The organism is Bacillus sp. EE-W1 (assembly GCF_009760835.1).
Classification (GTDB): domain Bacteria; phylum Bacillota; class Bacilli; order Bacillales; family Bacillaceae_G; genus Bacillus_A; species Bacillus_A wiedmannii.
The window spans coordinates 82,471-101,662 of sequence record NZ_WIPE01000054.1; the positions used below are offsets into that span (position 1 = coordinate 82,471).

The following is a 19,192-nucleotide window of genomic DNA, read 5'->3' on the forward strand; positions in this document are numbered from 1 at the left end:
AATACATATATAAAGAAGTAAGGTAATCTTCTGAAGCGGGAGTTGGTAGTAATGGCGATGTTTCCTATAGAGCGTAACTATATTGGGTATGGAAGTTCACGACCGGGAATTCCTCTTTCTAAAGTAAGGTTTATTGTAAGTCATGATACGGGGAACCCTGGTAGCAATGCGATAGGGAATCGGGATTATTTTAATGAAATACAACCGAAAGCTTCGGCACATACATTTATAGATGATAAAACAATATTGGAAATTGTTCCTATAAATGAAGTTGCCTATCACGTTCGATATGGTGTGCCGACAGATAATGACTTATATGGTTATGATGCTAATAAGGCTGCCATTGGAGTGGAACTTTGTTATGGCGGTGATGTTAACTTTTGGGAAGCATATACCCGTTTTACGTGGTATCATGCGTATTTATGTCAAAACTTCGGCTTGAATCCGAAGAAAGATATCGTATCACATAAAACACTTGACCCAGCTAGAAAGATTGATCCTGAAAATGTATTAGGGAAACAAGGTATTAAATTTCAGCAGTTTTTAGCAGATGTCTATCGGATGTACGTTTCGTTTAGATGACAAATATATGAAAAATGAATACAATAAAGATAGGTGCCTACTGCTGTAAGTAGGTTTTTTCTTGTTTTTATAAATAGCGTATTGGTAGAAGACTAGGAGTGAGCTGAGTATGCAGAAAGAAACAGCTATCATAATTGGAGGCGGTCCGTGCGGATTAGCAGCAGCAATTTCGTTGCAAAAGGTAGGGATAAATCCGTTAGTAATTGAAAAAGGAAACATTGTAAATGCGATTTATAATTATCCAACTCATCAAACATTTTTCTCTTCTAGTGAAAAATTAGAAATTGGTGATGTAGCTTTTATTACAGAAAATCGTAAGCCAGTTCGAAATCAAGCGCTTGCGTATTATCGTGAAGTAGTAAAGCGTAAATCTGTACGTGTAAATGCTTTTGAGCGAGTGGAAAAAGTACAAAAAGATGGAGAAGTTTTTCATGTTGAGACAAGAAAGCGTGACGGAAGTACAGAAATATATATAGCGAAATATGTTGTTGTAGCAACTGGATATTATGACAATCCAAATTATATGAATGTTCCCGGCGAGGAACTGAAGAAAGTAGCTCACTATTTTAAAGAGGGACATCCTTATTTTGATCGAGATGTAGTAGTTATAGGTGGGAAAAACTCGAGTATAGATGCCGCGTTAGAACTTGTTAAAACCGGTGCGTGTGTAACGGTTTTATATCGCGGAAGTGAGTATTCACCAAGCATTAAGCCGTGGATTTTGCCGGAGTTTGAGGCGTTAGTACGAAGCGGCACAATTCAAATGCATTTCAGGGCTCACGTGAAAGAAATTACTGAACATACATTAACGTTTACAGTCGATGATGAGGCATATACAATCCAAAATGATTTTGTATTTGCGATGACTGGTTACCATCCTGATCATAGTTTCTTAACGAAGATGGGTGTTCGGATTGATGTAGAAACAGGACGTCCGATTTATGCAGAGGATACAATGGAAACGAACGCTGAAAATATTTTCATTGCAGGTGTAATTGCTGCTGGAAATAATGCGAATGAAATATTTATTGAGAACGGTCGATTTCATGGGGATGCGATTGCGCAAACCATTGCGTCAAGGGAAATATAAAAAGAAGCTGTCGAAATAAACTTCGACAGCTTCTTTTTAATTGTGCATAAACATATTTTGGATTGTTTCATGAGAATTTGTATTCTCTAATGCAACTAATAATTTAATACGTGCTTTTTGAGCATTTAAACCGTATGTGAATACAATACCCATATCTTTTAATTGTTTGCCGCCACCTTCATATGAATATACATCTTGCACGATGCCATTGAAACAGCGAGAAACTAATACGACAGGGATTCCTTTGTCGATTAATCGTTCTAGACTAGGAAGTGTTCTTGGAGGTAAATTACCTTGTCCAAGTGCTTCAATAACAATCCCGTCTACTGGAAGGTTTTCAATTGCTGCTAACAATGTATCGTCCATACCAGCGTATGCTTTTAGAACAACTACGTTTTTAGAAACCTTATTTACTGAATATGTTTCATGGTGTACTAAAGCGTGATGGAATACAACGCCGCGCTTTGTTACCATACCGATTGGTCCATACTGTGGACTCTGGAATGTTGCCACGTTACTTGTATGTGTTTTCGTTACATTTGTAGCGCAATGGATTTCGTCGTTTAATACGACTAAAACACCTTTTTCAGCAGCTTCACTACAGCTAGCTACTTTTACAGCCGATAAGAAGTTATATAGACCATCAGCACCTAATTCATTACTAGAACGCATTGCACCTGTTACAACGATTGGAATAGTTGCTTGCACTGTTAAATCTAAGAAATAGGCTGTTTCTTCTAATGTATCCGTACCATGCGTAATGACTACGCCATGAATGTTGTCTTGTTTTACTTTTTCATCAATGATGACTTGTAATTGTAACATTTCGCTCGGTGTCATATGAGGAGATGGTAGATGGAACACGTCTTCAACGATTAAATCAACATCGCCTTCTAAATCAGGAATAAATTTTAAAAGAGGATTTTTTTCACCTGGTTGTACGACCCCAGTTTCTTTATCTTCCTCCATTGCAATTGTTCCACCTGTGTGTAAAACTAGGATTCTTTTCAATGCTTATACCCCTTTCAAGTTGAAAAATACATTTAGAACATAACATGTTTTGAGTAAATTCGACAATGGAAATGTATAAAAGTATGCCTCGGAAATGACAATAAAGTTAGCTGCTATATATACGATGTATAAAATCACGAAACGAAATGTGTAAATGTAGGATAGGAGGGAGCAATTACATTGAAAAAGATGGAGAAAATTTTTATTCGTATATTAGTAATACAATTCATTTGTCTTTCTGTTGTGCAATTGTTATTTATACATAAGTCATCAGTGAAATATTTATCTAAAATTGTTTATTATGAAGGTGTCATGGTAAAAAACAAAGCAGAAATCTTACAGGTGAATAGGTAGTTTTCATTTTCTTCTATGAAGGATTATGCTACAATAATTGAGGATTTAATGACGTGAAGCAAATGAGAAGAAGCAGGAGAATACCTGCTTTTCGTTTTGTTTTATAAGTGAAAAAATGAGGTGTTACAATGGATAAACGAATTTCAATTGCTATAGATGGTCCAGCAGCTGCTGGAAAAAGTACGGTTGCAAAAGTTGTGGCAAAGAAACTTTCTTACGTTTATATTGATACAGGCGCAATGTACCGCACGATTACATATGCAGCCCTTGAACAAAAAGTGGACATTGAAAATGAAGAGAAGTTAATGGAAGTTGTAAAGAATGTAAATATTGAGTTTCAGCAAGGAGAAAATACACAACTTGTATTTTTAAATGGACAAGATGTTTCTGAAGTAATTCGTACACCTGAGGTGACGAATCGAGTATCTATTGTTGCGAAACATCGCCTTGTTCGTGAAGAAATGGTGCGTCGTCAACAAGAGTTAGCGGAAAAAGGCGGCGTTGTAATGGATGGCCGTGATATTGGTACACATGTGTTACCAGATGCTGAAGTGAAGATCTTTATGCTTGCTTCTGTTGAAGAAAGAGCAGAAAGAAGACATTTAGAAAATATAAATAAAGGTTTCGATTCTAATTTAGAGCAGTTAAAAAAAGAAATTGCTCAGCGTGATAAATTAGATTCAGAACGCGAGGTTTCTCCTCTAAAGAAAGCTGATGATGCATTGGAATTAGATACAACTTCTTTATCAATTGAAGAAGTTGTCCAAAAAATTATGAGTATTGTTTCAGGAGTGTTTGCAAAATAAAGAAAGGGGATAACCTCTTTCTTTTTTTGTTTATATAGAAATGTAAAGGATGCGTGAATTGTGAGTCTCTTTCCTTGACAAATGCTCGGATTTGTAAGAAGTTAGTAAAAGAAGGATAAAACTTTCAGAATATATTCGCTATTATATTTCAAAACATACTTTCTTCAAGATGATTTTGCTGTATACTATTTATATAGGTTTAATATATTTTCTAGTGAAATGTATGAAAACTGAGTATGTGATGATAAATTCTTAAACATGCAAATGAAAACATATGTTTTCATTTCGTATATACATAAAAAATGCTTTGTCAATTCTGTAGGGAGGTATTTCCATGGTAGAGAAAATGAATGAAGAAGTTATGGATTCAAAAGAATTACAAGTTGGTGACGTTGTTACAGGTTCTGTAACGAAAGTTGAAGAGAAACAAGTGCTTGTAAATGTTGGATACAAAACAGATGGCGTAATTCCAATTAGTGAATTAGCTAACGTTCATATTGAAAAAGCAAGCGATGTTGTAGAATTAGATCAAATACTAGAATTGAAAATTATTAAATTAGAAGAAGATGATCTTGTCTTATCTAAACGTGCTGTTGATGCAGAAAAAGCATGGGTAGAATTACAGGAGAAATTTACTTCTGGTCATGTGTTTGATGTTACTGTAAAAGATATCGTGAATGGTGGATTAGTTGTGGACCTTGGTGTTCGTGGTTTTATCCCAGCTTCACTTGTAGAAGTACATTATGTAGAAGATTTTACTGACTATAAAGGCAAAACATTAGCCGTGAAAATTGTTGAATTAGACCGCGAAAAAAATCGTGTAATCCTTTCGCATAAAGCAGTAGTAGAATTAGAACTAGATTCTAAGAAAAAAGAAGCGATTTCTTCATTAAAAGAAGGAGACGTTGTTGAAGGAACAGTGCAACGATTAACGGATTTTGGTGCTTTCGTTAACGTTGGTGGTGTGGACGGTTTAGTTCATATTTCACAAATTTCACACGAACGTGTAGAGCAACCTTCTGAAGTATTAGAGCAAGGTCAAAAGGTAAAGGTAAAGGTATTATCTGTTGATGCTGATACACAACGTATTTCTTTATCAATTAAAGCAGCTCAGCCAGGACCTTGGGAGAATGTTGCTGGCGAAATAAAAGCTGGAGATATTCGTGAGGGAGTAGTAAAACGTCTTGTTACATTCGGTGCATTCGTTGAAATTTTACCTGGCGTTGAAGGTCTTGTGCATGTATCTCAAATTGCAAATCGTCACGTGAAAAATCCAAATGAAGTATTGGAAATGGGACAAGAAGTAAAAGTGAAAGTGCTTGAAGTCCATGTTGCAGAGAAACGTATTTCTTTAAGTATAAAAGAAACGCTTGAGGAAAATAATGTAATTGAGGATTACAGTCAGTATGAACCAAATGCTGATTCTGCTACTTTCCAATTAAGTGATATTATTGGTGAACAACTGAAAAAATTAAAGAAATAAAGAGGGGTACAAGTGGTAAGGGCAAAACGTAAATTAGATCATATTGAATACGCTCTTTCTACTGGTCAGTCTCGTACGCATGGATTTCATGATATTGATTTTGTGCATCAAGGATTGCCAAATTCAAGTTATGACACAATAACATGTGAAACAAAAATCGGCGAACTTTCACTAAGTTCGCCGATTTTTATCAATGCGATGACTGGTGGTGGGGGAGAGAAAACGTTACATATTAATGAGCAATTAGCATATGTAGCGAAACATCATAATCTTGCTATGGCTGTAGGGTCGCAAATGGCGGCGTTAAAAGATGAAAGTGAGGCTGCTTCTTATACGATTATCAGAAAAGTAAATCCAAATGGTATTTTCTTTGCTAATTTAGGTAGTGAGGCAACTATCGAACAAGCAGAGCGTGCCGTTGATATGATTGAAGCGAATGCATTGCAAATTCATTTAAATGTCATACAAGAGTTAACGATGCCAGAAGGAGACCGTGACTTTACTGGTGTACTTCAGCGCATTGAGAAAATTGTATTAAATAGTAAAGTTCCTGTCATTGTGAAAGAAGTTGGATTTGGGATGAGTAAGGAAACAATACAACAGCTAGCGAGCATAGGTGTAACGGCAATTGATATTGGTGGACAAGGTGGTACAAATTTTGCTGCTGTTGAAAATGAAAGAAGACAGCGAATGCTTTCTTATTTTAATAACTGGGGCATACAAACAGCAACCTCGATTATTGAAGCAACCTCTACAAATAATAACCTCTCTTTTATTGCATCTGGGGGTATACAAACAGCGCTTGACGTAGCGAAAGCAATCGCATTAGGGGCGAATACAACTGCGTTTGCTGGATACTTTTTACGTATTTTAATGCAAGATGGTATCGAGAAGTTAGTGGATGAAATTGATCTTTTACATACAGATTTGAAATTTATTATGACAGCTCTTGGTGCAAAGACGATAGAAGAGTTACAGGCTGTACCTCTTGTTGTAAAGGGCGAAACGTATCATTGGTTAACGCAGCGTGGTATTGATACGACGCATTATAGTAGAAGATAAAAAAATCAACCGTTTGGTTGATTTTTTTGTTTTTTGTTCGTTTTAGTAATATAAAGTGAGGAATGGAATTAATATTCTATCAAAATAAAATTATTCCTATATAAACACTATCTTGTGCAAGTTGCGACTGAAAAAGAGGCTGGAAAATGTAGATAGTTTGCTACTGAATTATTAGGGAGGGTTTAATTTCGTAAAGGAAAAATAGGTGGAGATAAAAATAAACCATAGAAAAATTCGGATGTTAAATATTATTTTGATATAAGTAAAAATCATTAAAATAATTATGTAAAAGACGGTTTCGTACAATATCGAAACCGTCTTTTTGTGTTCATTAGTGCTGATTTTGTTTTCGGGCTTGCTCTGGTGTATCCAGTCCAGTTGCACCCGGATATTGTAGTGATTGGTCACGATCAGATTCAACGCGTCGTGATTCTCTTAGTTTTCGTTCTTGACGATCTTTACCCATAATGAATAGCACCTCCTTATTAAAAGTGTTGCTGTTATATGAAAAAACTATGCGCGAAGAAAGTGGATTAACTTTCATAAAAAGTTCCCATAATGGAAAACATAGGAGGTGAAATGATGGAAGGGAGTACTTTTTATTTTTTAGCTTGGATAGGGTGGATTGTTGTAACTTTTTTTATGAAAAAGGACTCTATGCGGTGGAAGATAAGCGCTTGTATATTGATTTTTATTATTTGCTCTCCGTTACATGTAACGATTGCTTCATTCACGGTATCAGTAAATGCACTTTTGCTTTGTATTGTTGCTTTTATAGGAATCGCACTATATTCTATTTGGAAAAAATTATATAGCTTACTTTCGGCACTTATTATTGCAATGTTATATACAAGTTTTCATTTGTTAGAAGTATATGATCCGATTTGGATTGTGGTGGACAGGTTGTTTTTGGTAAGTGGTGCTCTTGTGTATGCATCGGTTTTATTGCATGAGGATCGCATATTACGATTATGTTCTCTTTATATAGGAATGTTACAGGGGGAATTGTTAGTGACACTTATTTTTCGAAAACTACATTTCCCTTATGATTACGGAAGTTTAGCGTTTTTTGATATCGTCGCCGTTGCTACATTTTTCATGGCAATTTTGTTTTGGATTGCAAAAGCATCAGTATACATGGAACAGTTCAAGAGGAAAGCACGTAAAAGAAAGGCGAGGGTAATACATGACTGAATATACACCGGCCATTTTATGCGGAGTAATAGCGGGGACAGTAACGAGAGTGCTAATGCTCCGGACAGATACGCGTCAATATCCGACGAGGCTCCACGGAAAAATTATTCACGTTGCGATGGGGTTAATTGCAGCGGCTTTAGGAGCAATTGCGATTCCGTCAATTTTGAAAAAAGATTTTTCTGCTATTACATTTCTTACATTAGCAGCAACACAGTTTCGTGATGTGCGTAATATGGAAAGAAATACCCTTCAACAATTAGATGGATATGAGCTCGTACCGCGTGGAAATACATATATTGAAGGGATTGCATTAGTTTTTGAAAGTCGAAACTATTTGGCGATGTTAACGTCGTTTGCAACGACGTTTGCGTATATAGGGTTCCATTCGTGGATTGCTGGAGTAATTATGGCTATAATCGCATTTATTATCGCGAAAAAATTAATGTCTGGCAGAAGGTTACATGATCTTGTTGATATCGAGCATGTTCCACTTCGTTTTGAAGGAGCGGGGCTGTATATTGATAATATTTACATTATGAATATTGGATTGCCAGCAAGGCAAGAGGAAATTATGAAATATGGAATGGGCTTTATTTTAAGGCCGAAAACAATTGATGCGATGGTGACAATCTCAAACTTAGGACAACGACAAGCTATTTTACATGATGTTTCTGTTGCTTTAGGGATTTATAGAGATTCTGGTACGCCAGCGCTTGTGCCGCTAGCAAAGCGTGATTTAGAAGATGGTAGGGTTGGGATTTTTGTCTTGCCACAAGATCAAGATGCAGAGAAAGCGATAGGTGTCATAGGGAATGTGCCGACGTTAGAAAGTGCTGTTCATATGTCATCGGAAGCCCCGAAAGGAAGGGGAGATAAAAGATGATGTTAGAAAGTGTAATTCTCGCGGTTATTACAACAACGCCGGAGAAATTTGCTGGTGGTGCCCCTTTGTTTACTTGTGAATCGACAGATGAGTTAGAATTTGTTGCAAATAATTTAGAGGCAATTTTAGATGGTATTGCGCATCGCTTACAAGAGAATGTATATATTATTGTGAAACATTAGTAACGTGTGGTATAATGTGAGGTGTTTTGATACGCTGAGAAATATTCTGGAATGCAAATCCCTTCTTGCACAAAGAAGGGTTTTTTACATAATAAACAGAAGCAAGTTGAAAGGATGAAAGTATATGCCGAAACCAGTAATAGCAATAGTAGGCCGCCCGAACGTAGGAAAATCTACTATTTTCAATAGAATTGTTGGAGAAAGAGTTTCAATCGTAGAAGATATACCAGGTATAACGCGAGACCGTATTTATAGTGCGGGAGAATGGTTAAATCATGAATTTAACATTATTGATACAGGTGGAATTGATATTGGAGACGAGCCGTTCTTGACACAAATTCGTCAACAAGCGGAAGTAGCGATTGATGAAGCAGATGTTATCATTTTTATGACGAATGGTCGCGATGGTGTAACTGCAGCAGATGAAGAAGTTGCTAAAATTTTATATCGTTCTAAAAAACCAATTGTACTTGCGGTAAATAAGGTTGATAATCCAGAAATGCGTAGTGATATTTATGATTTTTATGCATTAGGATTTGGCGAGCCATTCCCGATTTCAGGTACACACGGTTTAGGACTTGGTGATTTGTTAGATGAAGCTGCAAATCATTTTCCAAAGATTGAAGAAGAAGCGTATGATGATGAAACAATCCGTTTCTCTTTAATTGGACGTCCAAATGTAGGGAAATCATCACTTGTAAATGCACTTCTTGGTCAAGAACGTGTAATTGTAAGTAATATAGCGGGAACGACACGTGATGCTGTTGATACACCATATAGTAAAGATGGTCAAGATTATGTAATCATCGATACAGCTGGTATGCGTAAAAAAGGGAAAGTATACGAAAGCACAGAAAAGTATAGTGTACTTCGTGCACTTAGAGCGATTGAACGTTCTGACGTTGTTTTAGTCGTTTTAGACGGAGAAGAAGGAATTATTGAACAGGATAAAAAAATTGCTGGATATGCTCATGATTCAGGACGTGCTGTTATTATCGTCGTAAACAAATGGGATGCAGTGAAAAAAGATGAAAAAACAATGAAAGCATTTGAAGAAAACATCCGTGCTCATTTCCAATTTTTAGAGTACGCGCCGATTGTATTCTTATCTGCGAAAACGAAAAAACGTACACAAACATTATTACCAGTTATTAATGAAGTAAATGAAAGCCATAGTATCCGTATTCAAACGAACGTATTAAATGATGTAATTATGGATGCGGTAGCGATGAATCCAACACCAACTCATAATGGTAGCCGTCTGAAAATCTTCTATGCGACACAGGTTGCGGTAAAACCACCAACATTTGTTATATTTGTAAACGATACAGAATTAATGCACTTTTCATATGAGCGCTTCTTAAAGAATCGTTTACGTGAAGCGTTCGGTTTTGTAGGAACGCCGATTCACATTATCGCTAGAGCAAGAGACTAATGGAGAGGATGTGATTTTATGACAAAAATCACAGTAGTTGGAGCAGGTAGCTGGGGAACAGCGTTAGCGATGGTATTAGCTGACAATGGACATGATGTACGTATTTGGGGAAATCGTTCTGAACTTATGGATGAGATTAATACAAAACATGAGAATAGTCGATACCTTCCAGGAATTACATTGCCAAGCACAATCGCAGCCTACTCTTCTTTAGAAGAAGCATTAGTAGATGTAAATGTAGTACTTCTTGTAGTACCAACGAAAGCGTATAGAGAGGTATTACAAGATATGAAGAAATATGTAGCAGGTCCGACTACTTGGATTCATGCAAGTAAAGGGATTGAACCTGGTACATCAAAACGTATTTCGGAAGTGATTGAGGAAGAAATTCCAGAGGACTTGATTAAAGATGTTGTTGTACTATCTGGACCGAGTCATGCTGAAGAAGTTGGTTTACGTCAAGCGACAACTGTTACGTCTGCAGCAAAGCGTATGGAAGCGGCTGAGGAAGTACAAGATTTGTTTATGAATAGTTACTTCCGTGTATACACAAATCCAGATATCGTTGGAGTTGAGCTTGGTGGTGCGTTAAAAAATATTATCGCATTAGCTGCTGGGATAACTGATGGACTTGGATTAGGTGATAATGCGAAAGCGGCATTAATGACACGTGGTTTAACGGAGATTGCTCGTTTAGGAAGAAAAATGGGCGGAAATCCATTAACGTTTGCTGGTCTAACTGGTATGGGAGACTTAATTGTAACTTGTACAAGTGTTCATAGCCGAAATTGGCGCGCTGGAAATATGCTTGGAAAAGGACACTCTTTAGAAGAGGTGTTAGAAAGCATGGGTATGGTTGTAGAAGGTGTAAGAACAACGAAAGCTGCTCACGAATTAGCAGAGAAAATGGAAGTTGAAATGCCGATTACAGCTGCTTTATATGACGTGCTATTCAATGGGAATAATGTGAAAGATGCAGTAGGCTCATTAATGGGACGTGTTCGAAAACATGAAGTGGAAGCTATACCGGACTTACTTTAAAGAAAAGCGACAGAAGTACATTTGTACTTCTGTCGCTTTTTATTTTTATGGGTCTTTTCACCATTTTTTTAATTTTGCATAGGATGAAGAGTAACTTGAGGAGAGGGTGAAAAGAATGGATAATAACATTTTTAATAACATTGAAAAAGAAGCGAAAGTGAATAAAGAAGATATTTTTAAATTAGCATCATCTGTACAGAATGCGAATTTACGTGATGAGACTGTGCTTCGTCAATTGATTCATCAAGTGGCTCTTATGGCAGGACGTGAAGTGCCGAAAGAACAAGAGGATCAAATTGTAAAAGCGATTATTAACAATAATATGCCCGCTGATTTTGGTTCGTTAAGCAAAATGTTTAAAAAATAAGATATAAGAAACAAAGAGTTTGTAGATTGCATATGATAGCCATGAAAGTATGGGAATAGAGCTGTTTTGGGCATATTTGGTCAACCGAAGCGAGAGATACACTCGCTTCGGTTTTATTTTTATTTAGATTAGTGGAAGATGCGAAAAAACCTGTTGATTAAAGTTATATATTCTTAATTTGTAGTAAAATGTTCTTTTTGTATTTGTTTAAAGATTTTAATTTGTTAAAATAGTATAAAAATAGATTAATAAAAAGGGGTGTGTATATGTCAGAAGGGCTCATAAAAATGTGGTTTGCTTTAGGAGCAATTGGATTTATGTTTTTTGCAGTAAGTTTTATTTTACTAAGTAGATACAAAATAAAGAATAAATTTTTGAAAGGGATTACAGCGTTAGTAGCGTACACCCTTATGATTGTGTCAGGAATTGTTATTTTTCTTGTTGTATTTAGTGGACCTGTACAGCAGTAAAGGGAATGGTCTCGAAAATGCTACATACGGAGCAAGTTATATTAGTATGAAAAGGTGATTGCTAGTGAAAAAAGTCCATATTATTTTAATATTTTGTTGTATGAGCCTTTTAACAGGATGTCTGTATCCGAAAGAAAATATGAAACAAAATGCCGTTCCTTATGAAGATCAGATACAGGTTGTTCAAAAAGCTGTAGTGACATTTAAGGAGCAAAATGAGGGGATATTGCCAATTAAGACGCGGGATATGAGTACGCCTATTTATCAAAAGTATCCAATTGATTTTCAAAAGATTGCTCCGCGTTACATACAGGAGGCGCCAGGAAATGCGTATGAAAGCGGAGGAGTATACCAATACGTATTAATAGACGTTGAAACAAACCCGACAGTAAAGTTAACTGATGTTAGGATGGCTGAACAAATCCAGGAATTATCATTAAAGCTTAGGATGTATCGGGATGAACATCAATATCCGCCTTTTAAAAAGGTAATTTCAGATGGTGTATATGAATTAGATTTCAAAAAACTAGGATATAAAGATGTGCCGCAAGTGACAAGTCCGTATTCTGGTAAAGGGCTTCCTTTTGTAATCAATGAAAAGGGAGAAATTTATGTTGATTATCGAATCGACTTATATGAAGCGTTGAAAAAAAATGAAGGGCAATTTAAGGAAGGGGAAGATATTCGGAATATACTTTCGAAAGATTCTCCATTTGTACCTGCGTATTCTTTACCGTATACGGTAAAGAATGGAGAACCAATTTTTTTAAAATCATAAGTCATGAACCTTTCTTTTAGTGAATAAGTTCTAGAAGAAAGGTTTTTTATGTTACACAACTTGCGATGCAAACAAAAGGTATTTTTTAATAGTCATATGAAATTGGACAAAATTATATGATATATTGTCCGAACTTCTAGAATACCATTATATTATATCAGATATTATAGGCAACGTTAGAGAAGGTATTAGTTGACTATAAATGTGGAATTATTCCCAAAAATATTGAGGGAGGGAATCACTTGGAAAAGGTAGATATTTTTAAAGATATTGCGGAACGCACAGGCGGTGATATTTATTTTGGAGTTGTAGGAGCTGTTCGAACAGGGAAATCAACATTTATTAAAAAATTTATGGAACTTGTAGTTATTCCTAATATTGAGAATGAGTCTGACCGTCAAAGGGCGCAGGATGAACTGCCTCAAAGTGCTGCTGGTCGTACAATCATGACGACGGAACCGAAGTTTGTTCCAAACCAAGCGGTTTCTATCGAAGTAGATGAAGGTCTTGAAGTGAATATTCGATTGGTAGATTGCGTTGGATATACGGTTCCAGGAGCAAAAGGCTATGAAGATGAGAATGGCCCGCGCATGATTAATACTCCTTGGTATGAAGAACCTATTCCATTCCATGAAGCTGCAGAAATCGGAACACGTAAAGTAATTCAAGAACATTCCACAATTGGTGTTGTAATTACAACAGATGGAACGATTGGTGAAATTCCAAGAAGAGATTATATAGAGGCAGAAGAACGCGTAGTAAATGAGTTAAAAGAAGTCGGAAAACCTTTCATTATGATCATTAACACTGTACAGCCGTATCATCCAGATACAGAGCAATTGCGCCAAAGTTTATCTGAAGAATATGATATCCCAGTCATTGCGATGAGTGTAGAAAGTTTAAGGGAAACAGATGTGTACAATGTGCTTCGAGAGGCTTTATTTGAGTTCCCGGTTTTAGAAGTGAATGTTAACCTTCCGAGCTGGGTGATGGTGTTAAATGAAGGGCATTGGTTGCGCCAAAGTTATCAAGAAGCTGTTCAAGAGACTGTGAAGGATATAAAACGTCTTCGTGATGTGGACCGTGTCGTTTGGCAGTTTAGTCAGTATGAATTTATTGATCGAGCGAGCTTAGCTGGCATTGATATGGGGCAAGGTGTAGCAGAGATTGATTTATATGCACCAGATGAATTATATGATCAAATTTTAAAAGAAGTAGTAGGAGTAGAAATTCGAGGGAAAGATCATTTATTAAAGCTTATGCTCGATTTATCTCATGCGAAAATAGAATACGATCAAGTGGCGGATGCCCTGCGTATGGTAAAGCAAACAGGATATGGTGTAGCAGCGCCTGCGTTAGCTGACATGAGCTTAGATGAGCCAGAAATTATTCGTCACGGTTCAAGGTTTGGTGTGAAACTAAAAGCTGTAGCTCCGTCTATTCATATGATTAAAGTAGATGTGGAGTCAACGTTTGAGCCAATTATTGGTACTGAAAAGCAAAGTGAAGAATTAGTTCGTTATTTAATGCAGGATTTTGAAGATGACCCATTATCAATTTGGAATTCTGATATATTCGGACGTTCACTTAGCTCTATTGTTCGAGAAGGCATTCAAGCGAAACTATCTTTAATGCCAGAAAATGCAAGATATAAATTAAAAGAAACGCTAGAAAGAATTATTAATGAAGGATCTGGCGGATTAATTGCGATTATATTATAAGAAAAAATCCCTCTCATCGTAGAGGGATTTTTTTTGATTTTCGCGTATAGAATAGCAAAATAAACAGTCATTATCTAATATATTGTTGTAAATTGTCAAGTTTCATCAGATTTTCACATTTTAAGAGTAACAATTTCCTTAAAAATATTGAATTATAAAGGAGAATCGTATAATATAGGCGTTGATAATGATTTATCTACATCTTTGTAGTATAGAATTTGTAAAAATTGCCTACAAATGAAAGTAAGACTCATTTTATGATCATTATACAGTCTTATCTTTGGGAGGAGGTGAATGGCATGAACAAGACAGATTTAATCAATGCTGTTGCAGAAGCAAGTTCCCTTTCTAAAAAGGACGCAACAAAAGCAGTAGACGCTGTTTTTGATTCTATCTTAGAAGCTTTAAAACAAGGTGATAAAGTACAACTGATCGGATTCGGTAACTTCGAAGTTCGTGAGCGTGCGGCTCGTAAAGGTCGTAACCCACAAACAGGTGAGGAGATTGAAATCGCTGCAAGTAAAGTACCTGCATTCAAACCTGGTAAAGCGTTAAAAGATGCGGTTAAATAATCCTTACATATTAACAGGGAAGAAGAGTTTCCTTTTTGGGAACTCTTCTTTTTGCTTTTAAAAACATAAATATGCTAGAATGTGTTCGTATCACTTTTAGGTTTTCGGGAGGGCTAGCGGATGGCAAAAGTTAATTTAGAACAAATTGAACATGCAGTACGCCTTATTTTAGAGGCAATCGGAGATGACCCAAATCGTGAGGGAGTACTTGATACACCAAAGCGTGTGGCAAAAATGTACGCAGAAGTGTTCGCGGGTATGCATGAAGATCCGAAAGAACATTTGCATAAAGTGTTCGGAGAAGATCACGAGGAGCTTGTACTAGTAAAAGATATACCGTTTTATTCGATGTGTGAGCATCATTTAGTTCCATTCTATGGAGTTGCTCACGTTGCATATATTCCGCAAGGCGGAAAAGTGACAGGGTTAAGTAAATTAGCTCGAACTGTAGATACAATTGCACGTCGTCCACAACTGCAAGAACGTATTACATCAACAGTAGCGAACTCTATTATGGAAGTACTAGAACCGCATGGTGTAATGGTAGTAGTAGAAGCGGAACATATGTGCATGACGATGCGTGGTGTGAAAAAGCCGGGCGCGAAAACTGTAACAACTGCAGTACGTGGTGTGTTAGAAAATGATGCAGCGGCACGTAGTGAAATTTTATCTTTTATTAAAAAAAGTAAAGAAAAGTAGGAAACTGCTTTTCTTTTTTTTTTATGTAAATAAATGATATAGTTTTAGCAAGGCAGAGTGAGAATAGAAAGACTACTAAAAAGAATGGAAGATGTTATTTAGTTCGGTGGAAGTTTGGAAAGAGTAGCCAAGTTTTGGTTATAGAAAATAGAATGTATGTGTTATAATAAGTTTTATGAATTAGAAAACAAGGGTGATTTTTGTGTGTGACATCTACGGAGGGTATGCGGGTATAAGAGAGAAATTGATGGAGAAATTACGCCATCCTTATTTTATAAACTATATTGAAGAACCATTTATTGATGAAGAAAAAATAGCATTGTTGTATGGTGCTTTAAAAAGTGAAAATTTACATATAGAACAAATTGAGCATTATGTAGTAACGATTATGCTTGTGCAAATTGCACTTGATACACATGAAAGAGTATCAAATAAAGCAGGGGAAGAAGCAAATGAATCGCATAAACGTCGCCAGTTAACAGTGCTTGCTGGTGATTACTATAGTGGGTTATATTATTACTTACTGTCTATGAATTGTGATATTGTTTTAATTCGTGCGCTTGCTGAAGGAATTAAAGAAATTAATGAACACAAAATAATGTTATATCAAAAAGCGCATGAAACGATGGATGACATAATGGAAAGTGTAGTAACGATTGAGTCTGCACTCTTGCAAAAAACATGTGATCATTTTCATTTATCGCATTGGAAGCCGTTTATAACGTATGTACTAGGAAAAAACCGTCTTCAAAAAGAATATGAACTGCACGCTGATAAACAACATTCACCTGTTTTTCAAGCAGTTCAAGGGATTATGAAGGATAAAGCGGAGGTAGAAACAGTTATTCATGGATGGATGATGGAACTCAGAAAGAAAGAAAATCAATATTTGGAAAACCACACAGATATAAGCGAAATAAACTCTGTGTTAAGAGATAAATCGAAGACATAAGCAATTTTACATTGGAAGAAGGTACGAGCATGCAACAATCAAAAGAAGAAAGAGTACATGATGTATTTGAGAAAATCTCTGATAAATACGATGTGATGAATTCTGTCATTAGTTTTCAAAGACATAAAGCGTGGCGTAAAGAGACGATGCGCATTATGGATGTAAAACCAGGTAGCAAAGCTCTTGATGTATGCTGCGGGACAGCGGACTGGACAATTGCGCTAGCTGGAGCGGTAGGTGAACAGGGCGAGGTTGTTGGTTTAGACTTCAGTGAAAATATGTTATCTGTCGGTAAGCAAAAGGTAGAGGCGTTACAATTAAAACAAGTAGAACTTTTACACGGGAATGCAATGGAACTTCCATTTGAAGATAACACCTTTGATTATGTAACGATTGGATTTGGTTTACGTAACGTACCGGATTATATGCACGTATTAAAAGAAATGACGCGTGTAGTAAAACCAGGTGGAAAAGTGATTTGTTTAGAAACATCTCAACCAACAATGATTGGTTTTCGACAAGGGTATATTTTATACTTTAAATATATCATGCCGTTATTTGGAAAGTTATTTGCGAAAAGTTTTAAAGAATATTCATGGCTGCAAGAATCTGCTAGTACATTCCCAGGTATGAAAGAATTGGCTAATATGTTCGAAAAAGCTGGACTTGAACGTGTACAAGTGAAGCCGTTTACTTTTGGGGTAGCAGCGATGCACTTAGGTATGAAACCAGAATCAAAATAGAAAAAAGAAAAAAGAAAAAAGAAAAAAGAAGTTTTAGGTTAAGGTGAACAATATGAAGTTACAACTTATGTACTCTTTTTTACGATCGGATATTAATGTGATAGAAAAAGAATTAAAAAAGACAGTTGCTTCTGAACAGCCATTGGTAGAAGAGGCGGCATTACAACTTATTGAAGCTGGTGGGAAGCGAATTCGTCCTGTATTTGTGTTGCTTGCGGGAAAATTTGGAGATTATAAGTTAGATGCAATTAAACATGTAGCTGTTGCGTTAGAACTTATTCATATGGCTTCTCTTGTTCACGATGATGTTATTGATGCTGCATTTTTACGACGTGGTAGTGCAACTGTGAATGCGAAATGGGGAGATCGTATTGCAATGTATACAGGGGACTATTTGTTCGCTAAGTCTCTTGAATGTATAACAAATATCGAAATTCCAGAGGCGCATCAGGCGCTATCGCATACCATTTTAGAAGTGTGTAAAGGTGAAATTGAACAAATTAAAGATAAGTACAATTATGACCAAAATTTACGAACGTATTTAAGAAGAATAAAGCGAAAAACAGCCTTATTAATTGCTGCGAGTTGTCAACTAGGAGCAATTGCTGCTGGCGCTAATCGTGATACGGTAAATCGACTATTTTGGTATGGGTATTTTGTAGGAATGTCGTATCAAATTATTGATGATATTTTAGACTTCGTTTCCACAGAAGAGAAGCTTGGAAAACCTGCTGGTGGTGATTTGTTACAAGGGAATATTACGCTTCCTGCCCTATACGCTATGGAAGATCCCGTGCTTCGTAAGAAAATCACATCTGTACATGAAAATACAACAGCGGACGAAATGAAAGGAATTATTGAGGCTGTAAAAAATAGTGACGCTATTGATCAAGCATTTGCGTTTAGTGAACGTTATTTACATAAAGCATTAGAAATCATAAAACCACTTCCGCGTGGACAAGCGAAGTATGCATTACAAAATGTAGCAAAGTATATTGGGAAACGAAAATTTTAGTGTTTTTTCTAAAAAATAAAATAATCTCTCTATTTCAAAACTATTGCGCAATTGTGATAAGGGTGTTAATATGTGTGTGGGGATATACAATTACATACATAATTCAGAAGTGGAGAGATTTTTTATGGAAAAAACATTTCTAATGGTAAAACCAGACGGTGTACAACGTGCCTTCATTGGGGAAATCGTAGCTCGTTTTGAGAAAAAAGGCTTTCAATTAGTTGGTGCAAAATTAATGCAAGTCACTCCGGAAATTGCTGGACAACACTATGCTGAGCACACAGAGAAACCTTTCTTTGGTGAATTAGTAGACTTTATTACATCTGGACCTGTATTCGCAATGGTATGGCAAGGTGAAGGCGTAGTAGATACAGCTCGTAACATGATGGGTAAAACAAGACCACATGAAGCAGCTCCTGGAACAATTCGTGGAGATTTCGGTGTAACTGTTGCGAAAAACATTATCCATGGTTCTGATTCGTTAGAAAGTGCAGAGCGCGAGATTGCTATTTTCTTTAAGGAAGAAGAATTAGTTGACTACTCAAAATTAATGAATGAATGGATTTACTAATTATTTTGAAATAATTTGTAAACGCTTTAATCACTGTGATAATAGTAGAAAGTGCAAGGAGAATAGGGGTATTCTTCTTGCACTTTTTTTGTTTCAATTAGTTACGAAGTTAGAGCTGTTATGATATATTGATATGTAAAGTAAAAGGCCTATCGGAGAATAAGCGAATGGCTGATCA

General features: G+C 36.2%; 23 protein-coding genes. 21 read left to right on the plus strand and 2 right to left on the minus strand.

Annotation, left to right across the window (positions count from 1 at the left end; translation table 11 throughout):
• Window positions 1–51 precede the first annotated feature (51 nt).
• Both GFJ36_RS06830 and GFJ36_RS06835 read left to right on the plus strand, forming a co-directional pair.
• Complete coding sequence (locus GFJ36_RS06830) at window positions 52–582, plus strand: peptidoglycan recognition protein family protein (protein WP_001240648.1); 531 nt, start codon at window positions 52–54, stop codon at window positions 580–582.
• A gap of 109 nt (window positions 583–691) precedes the next feature.
• On the plus strand, window positions 692–1,672 hold the full coding sequence (locus tag GFJ36_RS06835) for a YpdA family putative bacillithiol disulfide reductase (RefSeq protein WP_157349517.1): 981 nt from the start codon (window positions 692–694) through the stop codon (window positions 1,670–1,672).
• Between the two features lie 36 nt (window positions 1,673–1,708).
• Here GFJ36_RS06835 and ansA read toward each other — a convergent pair whose 3' ends face one another.
• Window positions 1,709–2,683, minus strand: coding sequence for an asparaginase (gene ansA / locus GFJ36_RS06840; RefSeq protein WP_087985537.1), 975 nt, complete (start codon window positions 2,681–2,683; stop codon window positions 1,709–1,711).
• 180 nt (window positions 2,684–2,863) lie between these two features.
• On the opposite strand from ansA, the gene GFJ36_RS29045 reads away from it, so the two are divergent.
• The 4 genes from GFJ36_RS29045 (at window position 2,864) to GFJ36_RS06855 (ending at window position 6,388) form a co-directional block, all read left to right on the plus strand.
• Complete coding sequence (locus GFJ36_RS29045) at window positions 2,864–3,037, plus strand: YpfB family protein (protein WP_000738047.1); 174 nt, start codon at window positions 2,864–2,866, stop codon at window positions 3,035–3,037.
• 128 nt (window positions 3,038–3,165) lie between these two features.
• Entirely contained in the window at window positions 3,166–3,843 is a 678-nt protein-coding gene (cmk, locus tag GFJ36_RS06845; protein ID WP_000361262.1) for a (d)CMP kinase, read from the plus strand.
• Between the two features lie 334 nt (window positions 3,844–4,177).
• Window positions 4,178–5,326 (plus strand): 30S ribosomal protein S1, encoded by a 1,149-nt coding sequence (gene rpsA, locus GFJ36_RS06850; protein WP_000229549.1) that lies wholly within the window; start codon window positions 4,178–4,180, stop codon window positions 5,324–5,326.
• A 12-nt stretch (window positions 5,327–5,338) separates the two neighbouring features.
• A complete protein-coding gene (locus tag GFJ36_RS06855) occupies window positions 5,339–6,388 on the plus strand; it encodes a type 2 isopentenyl-diphosphate Delta-isomerase (protein ID WP_087985539.1) in 1,050 nt (349 codons plus the stop codon).
• Window positions 6,389–6,719: 331 nt separating this feature from the next.
• Here the strand turns inward: GFJ36_RS06855 and GFJ36_RS06860 are convergent, their stop codons facing one another.
• Window positions 6,720–6,854: a YpzI family protein gene (locus tag GFJ36_RS06860; protein WP_000513900.1), complete on the minus strand. Its 135-nt coding sequence runs from the start codon at window positions 6,852–6,854 to the stop codon at window positions 6,720–6,722.
• Between the two features lie 116 nt (window positions 6,855–6,970).
• Here GFJ36_RS06860 and GFJ36_RS06865 point away from each other — a divergent pair, with 116 nt between their 5' ends.
• From GFJ36_RS06865 to ndk, 15 genes are all read left to right on the plus strand, one after another.
• Entirely contained in the window at window positions 6,971–7,582 is a 612-nt protein-coding gene (locus GFJ36_RS06865; RefSeq protein WP_088062691.1) for a YphA family membrane protein, read from the plus strand.
• Window positions 7,575–8,468 (plus strand): YIEGIA family protein, encoded by an 894-nt coding sequence (locus tag GFJ36_RS06870; protein WP_000141603.1) that lies wholly within the window; start codon window positions 7,575–7,577, stop codon window positions 8,466–8,468. Before GFJ36_RS06865 ends, GFJ36_RS06870 begins: the two co-directional genes overlap by 8 nt.
• Window positions 8,465–8,650 carry a capping complex subunit for YIEGIA gene (locus tag GFJ36_RS06875; protein WP_000979052.1) on the plus strand — a complete coding sequence of 62 codons (186 nt, stop codon included), beginning with the start codon at window positions 8,465–8,467 and terminating at the stop codon, window positions 8,648–8,650. The genes GFJ36_RS06870 and GFJ36_RS06875 overlap by 4 nt, the downstream gene beginning before the upstream one ends.
• Before the next feature lie 124 nt (window positions 8,651–8,774).
• The gene (der, locus tag GFJ36_RS06880; RefSeq protein WP_001125888.1) at window positions 8,775–10,085 is read left to right on the plus strand and encodes a ribosome biogenesis GTPase Der; all 1,311 of its coding nucleotides are present in this window, start codon (window positions 8,775–8,777) and stop codon (window positions 10,083–10,085) included.
• Between the two features lie 18 nt (window positions 10,086–10,103).
• Window positions 10,104–11,126 carry an NAD(P)H-dependent glycerol-3-phosphate dehydrogenase gene (locus tag GFJ36_RS06885; RefSeq protein WP_000161769.1) on the plus strand — a complete coding sequence of 341 codons (1,023 nt, stop codon included), beginning with the start codon at window positions 10,104–10,106 and terminating at the stop codon, window positions 11,124–11,126.
• A gap of 115 nt (window positions 11,127–11,241) precedes the next feature.
• Complete coding sequence (locus tag GFJ36_RS06890) at window positions 11,242–11,493, plus strand: stage VI sporulation protein F (RefSeq protein WP_000369753.1); 252 nt, start codon at window positions 11,242–11,244, stop codon at window positions 11,491–11,493.
• 266 nt (window positions 11,494–11,759) lie between these two features.
• Window positions 11,760–11,963 (plus strand): DUF2768 domain-containing protein, encoded by a 204-nt coding sequence (locus GFJ36_RS06895; RefSeq protein ID WP_001288995.1) that lies wholly within the window; start codon window positions 11,760–11,762, stop codon window positions 11,961–11,963.
• 64 nt (window positions 11,964–12,027) lie between these two features.
• Window positions 12,028–12,741 carry a hypothetical protein gene (locus tag GFJ36_RS06900; RefSeq protein ID WP_157349518.1) on the plus strand — a complete coding sequence of 238 codons (714 nt, stop codon included), beginning with the start codon at window positions 12,028–12,030 and terminating at the stop codon, window positions 12,739–12,741.
• A 242-nt stretch (window positions 12,742–12,983) separates the two neighbouring features.
• Complete coding sequence (gene spoIVA, locus GFJ36_RS06905; RefSeq protein WP_000416519.1) at window positions 12,984–14,462, plus strand: stage IV sporulation protein A; 1,479 nt, start codon at window positions 12,984–12,986, stop codon at window positions 14,460–14,462.
• A 299-nt stretch (window positions 14,463–14,761) separates the two neighbouring features.
• Window positions 14,762–15,034 carry an HU family DNA-binding protein gene (locus GFJ36_RS06910; RefSeq protein ID WP_001043860.1) on the plus strand — a complete coding sequence of 91 codons (273 nt, stop codon included), beginning with the start codon at window positions 14,762–14,764 and terminating at the stop codon, window positions 15,032–15,034.
• A 120-nt stretch (window positions 15,035–15,154) separates the two neighbouring features.
• Window positions 15,155–15,733, plus strand: a complete 579-nt coding sequence (gene folE / locus GFJ36_RS06915; RefSeq protein WP_157349519.1) for a GTP cyclohydrolase I FolE — start codon at window positions 15,155–15,157, stop codon at window positions 15,731–15,733.
• Between the two features lie 202 nt (window positions 15,734–15,935).
• Entirely contained in the window at window positions 15,936–16,685 is a 750-nt protein-coding gene (locus GFJ36_RS06920) for a heptaprenyl diphosphate synthase component 1 (protein ID WP_141542766.1), read from the plus strand.
• Window positions 16,686–16,714: 29 nt separating this feature from the next.
• Window positions 16,715–17,428 carry a 2-heptaprenyl-1,4-naphthoquinone methyltransferase gene (gene menG / locus GFJ36_RS06925; RefSeq protein ID WP_097889741.1) on the plus strand — a complete coding sequence of 238 codons (714 nt, stop codon included), beginning with the start codon at window positions 16,715–16,717 and terminating at the stop codon, window positions 17,426–17,428.
• Between the two features lie 52 nt (window positions 17,429–17,480).
• On the plus strand, window positions 17,481–18,443 hold the full coding sequence (hepT, locus tag GFJ36_RS06930) for a heptaprenyl diphosphate synthase component II (protein ID WP_000776075.1): 963 nt from the start codon (window positions 17,481–17,483) through the stop codon (window positions 18,441–18,443).
• A 124-nt stretch (window positions 18,444–18,567) separates the two neighbouring features.
• A complete protein-coding gene (gene ndk, locus GFJ36_RS06935) occupies window positions 18,568–19,014 on the plus strand; it encodes a nucleoside-diphosphate kinase (RefSeq protein WP_000415885.1) in 447 nt (148 codons plus the stop codon).
• Window positions 19,015–19,192: the final 178 nt, after the last annotated feature.

Coding starts and splice junctions, on each gene's coding strand:
- GFJ36_RS06830 (WP_001240648.1), top strand. CDS start 52: ATGGCGATGTTTCCTATAGAGCGTAACTATATTGGGTATGGAAGTTCA.
- GFJ36_RS06835 (WP_157349517.1), top strand. CDS start 692: ATGCAGAAAGAAACAGCTATCATAATTGGAGGCGGTCCGTGCGGATTA.
- cmk (WP_000361262.1), top strand. CDS start 3,166: ATGGATAAACGAATTTCAATTGCTATAGATGGTCCAGCAGCTGCTGGA.
- rpsA (WP_000229549.1), top strand. CDS start 4,178: ATGGTAGAGAAAATGAATGAAGAAGTTATGGATTCAAAAGAATTACAA.
- GFJ36_RS06860 (WP_000513900.1), bottom strand. CDS start 6,854: ATGGGTAAAGATCGTCAAGAACGAAAACTAAGAGAATCACGACGCGTT.
- GFJ36_RS06865 (WP_088062691.1), top strand. CDS start 6,971: ATGGAAGGGAGTACTTTTTATTTTTTAGCTTGGATAGGGTGGATTGTT.
- GFJ36_RS06870 (WP_000141603.1), top strand. CDS start 7,575: ATGACTGAATATACACCGGCCATTTTATGCGGAGTAATAGCGGGGACA.
- GFJ36_RS06875 (WP_000979052.1), top strand. CDS start 8,465: ATGATGTTAGAAAGTGTAATTCTCGCGGTTATTACAACAACGCCGGAG.
- der (WP_001125888.1), top strand. CDS start 8,775: ATGCCGAAACCAGTAATAGCAATAGTAGGCCGCCCGAACGTAGGAAAA.
- GFJ36_RS06885 (WP_000161769.1), top strand. CDS start 10,104: ATGACAAAAATCACAGTAGTTGGAGCAGGTAGCTGGGGAACAGCGTTA.
- GFJ36_RS06890 (WP_000369753.1), top strand. CDS start 11,242: ATGGATAATAACATTTTTAATAACATTGAAAAAGAAGCGAAAGTGAAT.
- GFJ36_RS06895 (WP_001288995.1), top strand. CDS start 11,760: ATGTCAGAAGGGCTCATAAAAATGTGGTTTGCTTTAGGAGCAATTGGA.
- GFJ36_RS06910 (WP_001043860.1), top strand. CDS start 14,762: ATGAACAAGACAGATTTAATCAATGCTGTTGCAGAAGCAAGTTCCCTT.
- folE (WP_157349519.1), top strand. CDS start 15,155: ATGGCAAAAGTTAATTTAGAACAAATTGAACATGCAGTACGCCTTATT.
- menG (WP_097889741.1), top strand. CDS start 16,715: ATGCAACAATCAAAAGAAGAAAGAGTACATGATGTATTTGAGAAAATC.
- hepT (WP_000776075.1), top strand. CDS start 17,481: ATGAAGTTACAACTTATGTACTCTTTTTTACGATCGGATATTAATGTG.
- ndk (WP_000415885.1), top strand. CDS start 18,568: ATGGAAAAAACATTTCTAATGGTAAAACCAGACGGTGTACAACGTGCC.